The organism is Rhodococcus indonesiensis (genome assembly GCF_047782815.1).
Taxonomy (GTDB): Bacteria; Actinomycetota; Actinomycetes; order Mycobacteriales; family Mycobacteriaceae; genus Rhodococcus; species Rhodococcus indonesiensis.
Map to the genome: position 1 here is coordinate 763,739 of NZ_CP180630.1, position 11,062 is coordinate 774,800.

11 protein-coding genes are annotated in these 11,062 nt (G+C 70.4%); 4 read left to right on the plus strand and 7 right to left on the minus strand.

The features are described 5' to 3' along the window. Nucleotides 1-9: 9 nt before the first annotated feature. Entirely contained in the window at nt 10-771 is a 762-nt protein-coding gene (gene echA20 / locus ACM26Y_RS03625) for a (7aS)-7a-methyl-1,5-dioxo-2,3,5,6,7,7a-hexahydro-1H-indene-carboxyl-CoA hydrolase (protein ID WP_416062653.1), read from the minus strand. Nucleotides 772-921: 150 nt separating this feature from the next. Between echA20 and ACM26Y_RS03630 the strand changes: the two genes are divergently transcribed. After that, nucleotides 922-1,836 (plus strand): SDR family oxidoreductase, encoded by a 915-nt coding sequence (locus tag ACM26Y_RS03630; RefSeq protein WP_416062654.1) that lies wholly within the window; start codon nt 922-924, stop codon nt 1,834-1,836. A 58-nt stretch (nt 1,837-1,894) separates the two neighbouring features. Here ACM26Y_RS03630 and ACM26Y_RS03635 read toward each other — a convergent pair whose 3' ends face one another. The 3 genes from ACM26Y_RS03635 to ACM26Y_RS03645 all read right to left on the minus strand — a co-directional run bounded on the left by ACM26Y_RS03635 (nt 1,895) and on the right by ACM26Y_RS03645 (nt 4,272). After that, nucleotides 1,895-2,554 carry a GNAT family N-acetyltransferase gene (locus ACM26Y_RS03635; protein WP_416062655.1) on the minus strand — a complete coding sequence of 220 codons (660 nt, stop codon included), beginning with the start codon at nt 2,552-2,554 and terminating at the stop codon, nt 1,895-1,897. A 79-nt stretch (nt 2,555-2,633) separates the two neighbouring features. Further along, nucleotides 2,634-3,107 carry a nitroreductase family deazaflavin-dependent oxidoreductase gene (locus ACM26Y_RS03640; RefSeq protein ID WP_416062656.1) on the minus strand — a complete coding sequence of 158 codons (474 nt, stop codon included), beginning with the start codon at nt 3,105-3,107 and terminating at the stop codon, nt 2,634-2,636. A gap of 1 nt (nt 3,108) precedes the next feature. Beyond that, entirely contained in the window at nt 3,109-4,272 is a 1,164-nt protein-coding gene (locus ACM26Y_RS03645; RefSeq protein WP_416062657.1) for a steroid 3-ketoacyl-CoA thiolase, read from the minus strand. Between the two features lie 182 nt (nt 4,273-4,454). Between ACM26Y_RS03645 and ACM26Y_RS03650 the strand changes: the two genes are divergently transcribed. From ACM26Y_RS03650 to ACM26Y_RS03660, 3 genes are all read left to right on the plus strand, one after another. Continuing rightward, nucleotides 4,455-5,708 (plus strand): cytochrome P450, encoded by a 1,254-nt coding sequence (locus ACM26Y_RS03650; protein ID WP_416062658.1) that lies wholly within the window; start codon nt 4,455-4,457, stop codon nt 5,706-5,708. 322 nt (nt 5,709-6,030) lie between these two features. Continuing rightward, a complete protein-coding gene (locus ACM26Y_RS03655; protein WP_416063608.1) occupies nt 6,031-7,632 on the plus strand; it encodes an FAD-binding protein in 1,602 nt (533 codons plus the stop codon). Nucleotides 7,633-7,729: 97 nt separating this feature from the next. Continuing rightward, nucleotides 7,730-9,166: an MFS transporter gene (locus tag ACM26Y_RS03660; protein WP_081005103.1), complete on the plus strand. Its 1,437-nt coding sequence runs from the start codon at nt 7,730-7,732 to the stop codon at nt 9,164-9,166. Here the strand turns inward: ACM26Y_RS03660 and ACM26Y_RS03665 are convergent. The 3 genes from ACM26Y_RS03665 to ACM26Y_RS03675 are packed head-to-tail and all read right to left on the minus strand — an operon-like array spanning nt 9,147 to nt 11,059. After that, nucleotides 9,147-9,746 (minus strand): nucleotidyltransferase family protein, encoded by a 600-nt coding sequence (locus ACM26Y_RS03665; protein ID WP_416062659.1) that lies wholly within the window; start codon nt 9,744-9,746, stop codon nt 9,147-9,149. The two genes, ACM26Y_RS03660 and ACM26Y_RS03665, sit on opposite strands and share 20 nt — an antisense overlap. A 9-nt stretch (nt 9,747-9,755) precedes the next feature. Continuing rightward, entirely contained in the window at nt 9,756-10,184 is a 429-nt protein-coding gene (locus ACM26Y_RS03670; RefSeq protein ID WP_140188283.1) for a nuclear transport factor 2 family protein, read from the minus strand. Next, on the minus strand, nt 10,181-11,059 hold the full coding sequence (locus ACM26Y_RS03675; RefSeq protein WP_416063609.1) for a TIGR03619 family F420-dependent LLM class oxidoreductase: 879 nt from the start codon (nt 11,057-11,059) through the stop codon (nt 10,181-10,183). Before ACM26Y_RS03675 ends, ACM26Y_RS03670 begins: the two co-directional genes overlap by 4 nt. Nucleotides 11,060-11,062: the final 3 nt, after the last annotated feature.

Genomic DNA, 11,062 nt, shown 5'->3' on the forward strand with positions numbered 1-11,062 from the left:
GTCTCCTGATCAGTGGTTGGCGCGCGGTTTGCCGGTGGCGACGAACTCGTCCCGGTGCTCGTCCGCGATGCCGGCGAGGTTGAGTTCGAAGGTGAAACCCTGCTCGAATCGGTAGCTTTCCTTCACGTCCACCGGATCGATGCCGTTGATGGCTTCCTTGGCGCACCTGATGACGCGGGTGTCCTTCGCCGCGATCTTCCCGGCGATCTCGCGGGCGGTGGCGTCGAGGTCGGCGCGCGGGACCACCTTGTAGACGGAACCGAAGTGCTCGAGCTGCTGGGCGGTGACGTTCTGCGCCGTGTAGTAGAGGGTTCGCATCATGTGCTGCGGCACGAGCCGGGCGAGGTGGGTGGCGGCGCCGAGCGCGCCGCGGTCCACCTCGGGCAGGCCGAAGACGGCGTCGTCGGAGGCGACGATGACGTCGGCGTTGCCGACGAGGCCGACGCCGCCGCCGACGCAGAACCCGTTCACGGCGACCACGACGGGCACGGCGCAGTCGTAGACGGCGGCGAAGGCGGCGGCGCAGCCGCGGTTGGCGGCGATGAGGGCGTCGTGCCCGTCGGTGGCCTGCATCTCCTTGATGTCGACGCCGGCGTTGAAGCCGCGGCCCTCCGCACGCAGGATCACCACGTGCGTGGCCGGATCCTTGCCTGCGGCCAGGACCGCGTCGGCCAGTTCGAACCACCCCTGGGAGGGGATGGCGTTCACAGGCGGGTAGTCGACGGTGACCGTGGTGATGCCCGCGCCGTCGGTGGTCGAGGTGATGCCCATGGCAGGTTCCTAACGTCTGTACCGAACCAAGCGATTGCTTGGTAAGTTAGCACATGCGGGGCGAAGACCCCAGGGAGCGGAATCGTGGAGGCGGGGCGAGCGTGTCGCCCGGATTCCCCGGCAACGACATCTATTCGAGGAGAAGACATAGTGAGCGGACTGGTCAACGGGCGCGTCGTGATCGTCACCGGCGCGGGGCGCGGCATCGGGCGGGCCCACGCGCTGGCCTTCGCGGCCGAAGGCGCGAAGGTCGTGGTCAACGACATCGGGGCCGGCGCGGACGGTTCCGCGACGGGGGAGAGCCCCGCCGAGCAGGTCGTCGCGGAGATCCGCGCGGCCGGCGGCGAGGCCGTCGTCAACGGTGACGACGTCGCCGACTGGGTCGGCGCGCAGAACCTGGTGCAGACGGCCCTGGACGCCTTCGGGCGGCTCGACGTCCTGGTCAACAACGCCGGATTCCTGCGGGATCGCATGCTCGCCAACATGAGCGAGGAGGAGTGGGACGCGGTGATCCGGGTGCACCTCAAGGGCCACTTCGCCCCGATGCGGCACGCGATGGCGTACTGGCGCGGGGAGGCGAAGGCCGGCAACCCGGTCGACGCCCGCATCGTCAACACCAGCTCGGGCGCCGGCCTGATGGGCAGCATCGGCCAGGGCAACTACGCCGCCGCCAAGGCCGGGATCGCCGCTCTCACGATCCAGGCCGCCGCGGAGTTCGCGCGCTACGGCGTCACCGTCAACGCGATCGCGCCGGCCGCGCGGACCCGCATGACCGTGGGCGCGGGCGGCGCGATGGCCGAGTCGATGGCCGCCCCCGAGGAGGGCTTCGACGCGATGGCCCCGGAGAACGTCTCACCGCTGGTGGTGTGGCTCGGCAGCGCCGAGTCGAAGGAGGTCACCGGCCGGGTGTTCGAGGTCGAGGGCGGCAAGGTCTCCGTCGCCGACGGCTGGCGGCACGGCGAGGCGATCGACAAGGGCGAGCGCTGGGATCCGAAGGAACTCGGTCCGGTCGTGGAGAAGCTGATCGCGCGCAGCGAGCCCCCGACCCCGGTCTACGGGGCCTGATCAGTCGTGCGCGCTTTCGGTAGCGTCCGCTACCGAAAGCACGCACGGGTGGGGGCGACTATGCGGGCGAACGGACGATGATGGTGGTGCCGGGGAAGTACGCGGCCAGCTCGGTGCGGGCGTGCTTGAGGGTCGCGGTGCCGTAGCCCTGCTTGCGCAGCTCCGGGTGGACCCAGATCGCGACGTCGACCTCGTGGCCCTGGAGCTCACCGAACGCGAAACCGACCGGCTTGGGTTCGGTGCCGGACAGGTCCTCGGCGACCAGCCACACCGCGGACTCGTCGTCGATGCGCGACAGGCCGGCGGCGCGTTCCTGCTCGACCCGGTCCTCGCCGGCGTCGCCGAGCTGCTCTTCGCACCGCGCGCGGAACAGCTCGCGGTCTCGATCGCTGTTGCTGAACTGACGCAGCCGGAAGTGGGCACCGGTGGCGTACGGACGCTCGGCGGGCGTCCACTTCAGCACCGCGTCGAGGTCGTCGAGCTCCTCCCGGATCTTCTTCCGCTCCGCCTTGGTCAGCCGCCGGAACGGAAGGTTGAGCACCGCCTCGGCGCAGGACTCGTTCGTGTCGAGCAGCCGCGCGACGGTCGTGACGGCCTCGGCTCGGTCGTTGCTCTCGACGATGGCATCGAGGACCTCGTGCCGGCGTTCGAGCGCGCGCAGCAGTGCCGCGGCGATCTCCCGCTTGTCGAGTACCCGGTCGTGGTCGGCGGTTGTCATCGGGTGACATCCCTTCTCGAGAGCAGCTCGACCGGGCACCCCGCTGGTTCGTGCCCGGCCGTGCCGGCTCCCGCGAAGATCACTCGCACACCACCACCGGGATGACCCGATCCGTCCAGGACTGATAATTGTCGAAATCCGCGTACATCGCCACCAGCCGCGGCCAGTAGTGCGACCGTTCCTCGGGCGTCGCCACCCGCGCCGTCATCTGCCGCACCCGCGAGCGCACCTGCACGGTCACCCGCGGATCGGCGCGGATGTTGCGGAACCACAGCGGGTGCTGGGGCAGGCCGCCCTGGGAGGCGACGAGCACCACCCGCTCACCGTCCTCGAGGAACAGCAGGGGAACGGTCCGTGGCTGCCCCGTCTTCCGGCCCGTCGTCGTGAGCAGGCAGACGGGGATGCCCCACGGGAAGGCGCTGCCCACCCGCCACTTTCCACCGATCCGGCCTCCGGTGGCCTGGTAGGCCGCCACGTTGGCGCGCGACATCCACTTGATGATCGGCACGGTCCACTTCGAATCGAGGCCCTTCGGCGCGGCGGCTGGGCTCATGTCAGATCCGCTCGATGATCGTGCCGGTCGCCAGCGCGCCGCCGGCGCACATGGTGATCAGCGCGGTCGACCCGTCGCGGCGCTCGAGCTCGTGCAGGGCGGTGGTGATCAGCCGCGAGCCGGTGGAGCCGACGGGGTGACCCAGCGCGATCGCGCCACCGTTCACGTTGACCTTGTCCATGTCGGGCTCGTGCACCCGGGCCCACGACAGCAGCACCGACGCGAACGCCTCGTTGACCTCGAACAGGTCCAGGTCGCCGATCGTCATCCCGGACTTGTCGAGGACGCGGCTCGTCGCCTGCACCGGACCGTCGAGATGGAATTCGGGTTCGGCGCCGACGAGGGCCTGCGAGACGATCCGGGCCCGCGGCTTCAGGCCCAGCGCGGCGGCGCGGTCGGAATCCATGAGCAGCACCGCGGCTGCGCCGTCGGAGATCTGCGACGAGGTACCGGCGGTGTGGACGCCGCCGTCGAGGACCGGCTTCAGTTTCGCGAGCGACTCCGCGGTCGTCTCGCGCAGACCCTGGTCGCGGGCGACGGTCTGCTTCTCACCGGTGAGGGCGCCCGCCTTGTCGACGACGGGCGCGACGACGGGCAGGACCTCGCGGTCGAAGCGGCCCTCGTCCCAGGCCTGCTTGGCCAGCGTCTGCGACCGGACACCGAGAGCGTCGACGTCCTCGCGGGTGATGCCGCGCCGGCGGGCGATGCGCTCGGCCGCCTCGAACTGGTTGGGCATGTCGATGTTCCACGACTCGGGACGGCGCGGGCCGGCGAGCTCGCCGACGTTCGCGCCGAGCGGCACCTGGGACATGGCCTCGATACCGCAGGCGATGCCGACGTCGATGGCGCCGGTGGCGATGAGCCCCGCGATCAGATGGTTGGCCTGCTGAGCCGACCCGCACTGGCAGTCGACCGTGGTCGCGCCGACCTGCCACGGCAGTCCGGCGTGCAGCCACGCGGTGCGGGTGATGTTGTTGGACTGCGCGCCGGCCTGCGTGACGCACCCGCCGATCACCTGCTCGACAAGGGCGGGATCGAGGCCCGCGCGCTCGAGCAGCCCGCTCTGGGCGGCCCCGAGGAGCTCGGCGGCATGCAGGCCGGCGAGCCAGCCGCCGCGCTTGCCGATCGGGGTGCGTGCCGCCTCGACGATGACTGGTGTGCCCACGGTGGGCTCCTTTCTGATCCTTGTCCTCGCAAAGTAGAACAGGTTTTCGTGGCGGACAAGACTTGGTCCGAATGATCGGGACTTGGCGATTCCTTGGCCTCCGGGCCGCCCTGTGCTTGAATGCTTTTAGAACGTGTTCCACATCACGACCCGGTGCACTCGTCAGGGTAGGAGAGAATTCAGTGGCGCAGCCCAACATCCCCGAAGACATCGACTTCACCGATCCGGATCTCTACGCCGAGCGGATGCCGTTCGAGGAGTTCGCCGAGCTGCGTAGGACCGCCCCCGTCTGGTGGAACAAGAAATCCCCGGACGTCGGCGGGTTCCACGACGAGGGATTCTGGGTCGTGTCCCGGCACGAGGAGGTCCGTGAGGTCTCCCGCCGCAGCGACGTGTTCTCCAACTGGGAGAACACCGCGATCCCGCGATTCAACGACGACATCCCGCGCGAGGCCATCGAACTGCAGCGGCACGTCCTGCTCAACAAGGACGCCCCCGAGCACACCAAGCTGCGCAAACTCGTCGCCCGCGGCTTCACCCCCCGCGCCATCAACGGTCTCCGGGCCGAGCTGAACGCCCGCGCGAAGAAGATCGTCGAGGACGCGTGCCAGGCCGGCCGGGGCGACTTCGTCACCCAGGTCGCCGCGGAACTGCCCCTGCAGGCCATCGCCGAACTGATCGGCGTCCCGCAGGAGGACCGGGACAAGATCTTCGAGTGGTCGAATCAGATGACCGGCTACGACGACCCGGACAACACCGCCGACCCCGCGGCCGCGTCGATGGAGGTCCTCGGCTACGCGTACCAGATGGCTGCCGCGCGCAAGGAGTGTCCGGCCGACGACATCGTCACCACGCTGATCGAGGCGGACATCGACGGGGACGAGCTCTCACCCGAGGAGTTCGGCTTCTTCTTCATCGTGCTCGCCGTCGCCGGCAACGAGACCACCCGCAACGCGATCACGCACGGCATGGCGGCATTCCTCGACAATCCCGAGCAGTGGGAGATCTTCAAGCGGGACCGGCCGAAGACCGCGGCCGACGAGATCATCCGCTGGGCCACGCCGGTCATCTCGTTCCAGCGCACCGCCCTCGAGGACACCGAACTCGGCGGGCAGACGATCCACAAGGGTGACCGCGTCGTGATGCTGTACGCGTCGGCGAACAACGACGAGGAGGTGTTCGACAACCCCCGGACGTTCGACATCCTGCGAGATCCCAACCCGCACCTCGCCTTCGGCGGAACCGGTGCGCACTACTGCCTCGGCGCCAACCTGGCGCGGATGGAGATCGACCTCGTCTTCAACGCGATCGCCGACTACATGCCCGACATCGCCAAGGTCGCCGACCCGCGCCGGTTGCGGTCCGGCTGGCTCAACGGACTCAAGGAGTTCCGGGTGGACTACAGGACGGAGGGCGGCTGCCCCGTCGAGCACTGACCGGATGCGACGGCGCGGGAGATCGGAATCCTTCCGCGTCGCCGTGCCTTCCGCAGGCTCCGGTCGTCCTTCGAATCCCGGCGGTTCCCGGATCGGCGCGCGGAGGGACGGCGGACGGAAGGGGAGTACCGCAGAAACCGACGACATGGGTGCACCCCGCCGAAATTGGGGGTGAGGGCGGGGTGCCCGGCCACAGTATTCGGCCCGCCGGGGCCCGGTAACTTCCGGTCCTGCTGACCGGGACCGGGCGGGCCGAACCGCGGAGATCTCGCGTGCAGCAGGGCCCGTGTCTGGTGTTCCACCCAGTGAGACGCCTTCTCCCGTGCGCCGCGGTTGCGGAAATAGTGTCACGTGCTCCCCGGAACGGAATCGGCGAAAGGCTTCGAGCATGGTGGATTGGGCAGAGGAATGCGACGTCCTCGTCGTGGGATCCGGGGCGGGAGGCTGCTGCGGCGCCTACACCGCCGCCCGTGAGGGACTGTCGGTCGTCCTGGTCGAGGCCTCCGAGTACTTCGGCGGCACGACCGCCTACTCCGGCGGCGGTGGGGTCTGGTTCCCCACCAACGCCGTGCTGCGACGGGCCGGCGACGACGACACCATCGACGACGCCCTGACCTACTACCACGCGGTCGTCGGCGACCGCACCCCCCGCGACCTGCAGGACGCCTACGTCCGCGGCGGCGCACCCCTGATCGACTACCTCGAGGCCGACGAGGACATCGAGTTCACCGCCTACCCGTGGCCGGACTACTTCGGCAAGGCTCCCAAGGCCAGCGCGAAGGGTCGCCACATCGCACCGACCCCGCGGTCCGTCGTCGACGACCCGGAACTCAACGAATCCGTCCGCGGGCCGCTGGGTCGCGAGCGCAACGGGGATCCTTTGCCGGACAAGCTGATCGGCGGACGTGCCCTCATCGGCCGGTTCCTGCTCGCCATGCGCAAGTACCCGAACGTGCAGTTGCACCGGAACACCGCGCTCGAGGAACTCGTCGTCGAGGACGGCGCCGTGGTCGGCGCGATCGTCTCCCACGGCGACCAGCGTCGGGCGGTGCGGGCCCGCAAGGGCGTCGTGCTCGCCGCCGGCGGATTCGACCACAACGACGAGATGCGCGCGCAGTACGGCGTCCCCGGCGCGGCCCGCGATTCGATGGGGCCGTGGTCCAACCTCGGCAAGGCGCACCAGGCGGCCATCGCGATCGGCGCCGACGTCGACCTGATGAGCGAGGCGTGGTGGTCGCCGGGGCTGACCCACCCCGACGGGCGCTCGGCCTTCGCGCTGTGCTTCACCGGCGGCATCTTCGTCGACCAGGACGGCAACCGCTTCACCAACGAGTACGCGCCCTACGACCGGCTCGGCCGCGACATCATCGCCCGGATGGACAAGGGCGAGATGACGCTGCCGTTCTGGATGATCTACGACGACCGGGGCGGCGTCGTGCCGCCGATCGCGGCGACGAACGTCCCGCTCGTGGAGACCGAGAAGTACGAGGCGGCGGGACTGTGGAAGACCGCCGACACGCTCGCCGAACTCGCCGGGCAGATCGGAGTGCCGGCCGAGGCGCTCGAAGCGACCGTCGCGCGGTTCAACCGCCTCGCCGCCACCGGCGTCGACGAGGACTTCGGCCGCGGGGACGAGCCCTACGACGTGGCGTTCACCGGCGGCGGCTCGGCGCTGGTCCCGATCGAGAAGGGCCCGTTCCACGCCGCGCAGTTCGGCATCTCGGACCTCGGCACCAAGGGCGGCCTGCGCACCGACACCGTCGGCCGCGTGCTCGACGGCGCCGGGACGCCCATCGCCGGGCTGTACGCGGCGGGCAACACGATGGCCGCCCCGAGCGGCACCGTCTACCCCGGCGGCGGCAACCCGATCGGCACCAGCGCGCTGTTCGCCCATCTGGCGGTCCGGCACATGGCCGGAGCGTAGGAACGCCGCCACTCGTCCGGTCCCGCTCAGTGGGTCCTGCGTCACACTCGGAGCACTCCGTCCGTACGGTTCACATCGACGAACCGTAGGAGTTTTCATGAGTACATCGTTCGCACCCGAACGGACACCCTCGACCCGTGCCGAACGCCGCTACGAGCGGACCCGACCCGTGTGGGCGGTGGTGGCCATTCTCATCGCCGTCGAAGTCATCAGCGCATTCGAGACGTCGATGATGTACGCGGCGCTGCCGACGTTCGCCCGGGTCTTCGAGGCGGACGCCTCCGCGGTCGGGTGGACCGTGACGGCGTTCCTGCTGGTGGCGGCGGCCTCGGCGGCGGTGTGCGGCCGGCTCGGCGACATGTACGGCCGCGAACGGGTGCTGATGTTCGTGCTGGCCTGCGCCGCCACCGGCTCCGTCGTCAGCATGGCGTTCGGGACCCTCGAGGCCATCATCGCCGGCCGGGCGATCCAGGGGGTGGCGGGCGCGATCCTGCCGCTGTGCATCGGGCTCGCCCGTGAGCATCTGCCTGCGGAACGCGTCCCGATGGCCGTCGCACTGATCTCCGGGTCCGCCGTCGCGGCCGGGGCCGCCTCCCTGCTTGTCGCCGGCATTCTCATCGACCTCGGCGACTGGCGGTACATCTTCGTCGTCGCCGCGGCCTACGCCCTCGTCTGCCTGTTCCTGGTCGAGGCCGTACTGCCGTGGCGGCGTCGCAGCCACCATCGGCAGCCGATCGACGTCGTGGGCGCGACCGGCCTGGCGACGGCCGTGGCCGCCGTCCTGTTCGGGTTGACCCAGAGCCGCGCCTGGGGCTGGAGCGACGGCCGCGTCCTCGCACCGATCGTCGTCGGTGCGGCGATCTTCGCCTGGTGGGTGTGGTGGGAGCTCGGCCGGCCGTCCCCGATCGTGAACCTGCGCCTGCTCGCCGAACGCAACGTCGCGCTGACGATGCTCGCCGGGGTGGCCCTCGGTGTCGGGCCGATCGGGGTCGGGACGATGATCATCCCGATCATCATGCAGAGCCCCACCTCCGCGCCGTTCGGCCTGGGACTCTCACCCACCTACGCCGGAACGCTGTCGTTCGTCGGCGCGATGATCGGCATGGCGTTCACGCCCGTCGCCGGCCGGATCGCCGCCGCGGTGGGGGCACGGTCGTCGCTGCTGCTCGGCAGCGCGGTCTTCCTCGTGGCGTGCGCCGGATTCTTCTTCTTCCGGGCCTCGGTGATCGGGATGACGCTGCTGGTCGTGGCCGTCTCGGTGGCGACGGCGTTCGCGTACACCGCGCTGCCGAATCTGCTCGTCGAGTCCGTCCCGGAACACAACACGAGCGAGATGGCCGGCAGCCAGACCGTGCTGCGCACCGCCGCGTCGGCCGTGGGCACCTCGGTGGCGTCCCTCCTGCTCGCGTCCCTGGTGGTGCCGGGGACAGCCACGCCGACGGTCGCCGCACTCGGGGCCGTCTGCACGATGCTGGTGCTGTCCTGCGCCGTGACGATCGTGCTGGGCGCGGCGATCAGGTATCGCCGCGCGTGACGCCCTGCACCTCCAGCAGCGCCAGATCGCCGGGCACGTCGACGTCTCCCGGATCCGCCAGGCCCGTGCAGTCGAGCCGGCGCACCCGGTCGCGGTGGCCGGCGAGGAATCGCCGGGCGCCCTCGTCGCCGACGGCCTCCCGGGCCGCCACCTCGGCATCAGGCCGGTCGAACACCACGGGATGGCCGGGGCGGTCGCCGAACGTCGGCAGGGTGATCGTGCCGGGGCGGTGCGCGGCCAGCACGGTCCGGACGAGTTCGGCGGTGATGCCGGGAAAGTCGACGACGGTCAGGGCGATCACGTCGTGGCCCGTCGCGGCGTCCACGCCGCACCGCAGTGACGTCGACATCCCCTCGGCCCAGCGCGGATTGACGACGGTGCGGACGCCCGGCGGACACGCGGCGACGACGTCGTCGGCGTAGGCGCCGGCGACCACCGTGATCTCGTCGCAGCCCCCGGCGGTGAGCGCGGTCACCACGGTGTGCAGCAGGGGGCGGCCGCGGTGGGGGAGCAGCGCTTTCGCGCGTCCGCCCAGTCGCGTGCCGCCCCCCGCGGCGAGGACGATCCCGGCGACGGTCATGGCCGGACCCTAGCCGCGCGCCGCCTCGGCTGCGGGGCGAACCGTCTTCATGGCCCGTTCGACCTCCCAGAAGGCGCGCAGCGACGCGATCCGGCCGTCGTCGTCCACGCGGTAGACGAACACGCCCTCGGCGTCGATCACGTTGCCGCCGAGGGTGGTGCGGATGGTGCCGATGTTGACGCATTCGTCGCCGCACACCAGCACGTCGTCGACGAGGAATTCGAGCCGGTCGGTGTTCGCGATGGTCATGTCGTAGAAGCGCGAGATCGCCTCCCGGCCGTGGTGCCCCTTGCCCTCCGGGTCGAAGCCGGACGGACCGACCGGGTCCTCGACGACCCCGTTCTCGGCGAACAGTGCCAGCCACTCGTCCTTGCGCCTGCCGGCGGCCGCGGCCTGGGACGCCCGCGCGGCCACCCGCGCCGGGTGTTCGTCGCTCATGCCTGCTCCCTTCGATGGATGTACTTGTCGGCGAAGCTGCGCAGGGACTCCTGCTTCGCCTCGAGGGGACTGTCGAAGCCGTGCCCGTCGAAGATCCACGGCACCACGATGATGTCGGTGACCCCGGCGTCCTCTAGTTCGGCGTACCCCGCGCCGCCGAACCGGTCGACGCACACGGCCTGGATCTCGAACGGCTCGTCGGCGCGGCCGTAGCCGGCGCGCAGGTCGCGCAGGCGCGCGATCACGTCGACGAGGTCGTCGAAGCGGATCATCGCCGAGGTCCAGCCGTCGCCGATCCGGGCCGCGCGGCGCAGCGCGACGTCGGTGTGGCCGCCGATGTAGAACGGCACCGGTGCGCTGGGGGCGGGGCTCATCTGCAGGCGGTCGAAGTCGAAGAACTCGCCGTGGTGTTCGACCATGCCGCCGCCGAGGATGAGCCTGATGACCTCGATCATCTCGTCGACCCGCTTGCCGCGCCGCGCGTACGGGACGCCGCACCACTCGAATTCCTCCGGGGCCCAGCCGATTCCCACGCCGAAGCCGAAACGGTTCCCGGTCAGATTGGCCACCGAGCCGACCTGGCGGGCCAGCAGCACCGGGTTGCGGGAGCCGAGCTTGAGGACCTGGGTGTAGAACCGGAGGGTCGACGTGACCGCCCCCATCGCGGCCGCGGCGATCAACGGATCCACCCACGGCGTGTCCTCGGTCCACATCCGTGACCCGTCGGGTGTGTACGGGTAGTCGACGCTCTGCTTCTCCATGTAGAACAGGGAGTCGGGCAGCGCGATCGAGGCGAACCCGCACTCCTCGGCGGTGCGGGCCAGGCCCGCGAGCTGGTCGAGCGGCGTCATCGCGACGCCGACGGTGAAGTCCACCAC

Excerpts from the sequence above, each read along its gene's own strand:
- echA20 (WP_416062653.1), bottom strand. The coding sequence starts at position 771 with ATGGGCATCACCTCGACCACCGACGGCGCGGGCATCACCACGGTCACC.
- ACM26Y_RS03635 (WP_416062655.1), bottom strand. The coding sequence starts at position 2,554 with ATGACAACCGCCGACCACGACCGGGTACTCGACAAGCGGGAGATCGCC.
- ACM26Y_RS03640 (WP_416062656.1), bottom strand. The coding sequence starts at position 3,107 with ATGAGCCCAGCCGCCGCGCCGAAGGGCCTCGATTCGAAGTGGACCGTG.
- ACM26Y_RS03660 (WP_081005103.1), top strand. The coding sequence starts at position 7,730 with ATGAGTACATCGTTCGCACCCGAACGGACACCCTCGACCCGTGCCGAA.
- ACM26Y_RS03665 (WP_416062659.1), bottom strand. The coding sequence starts at position 9,746 with ATGACCGTCGCCGGGATCGTCCTCGCCGCGGGGGGCGGCACGCGACTG.
- ACM26Y_RS03670 (WP_140188283.1), bottom strand. The coding sequence starts at position 10,184 with ATGAGCGACGAACACCCGGCGCGGGTGGCCGCGCGGGCGTCCCAGGCC.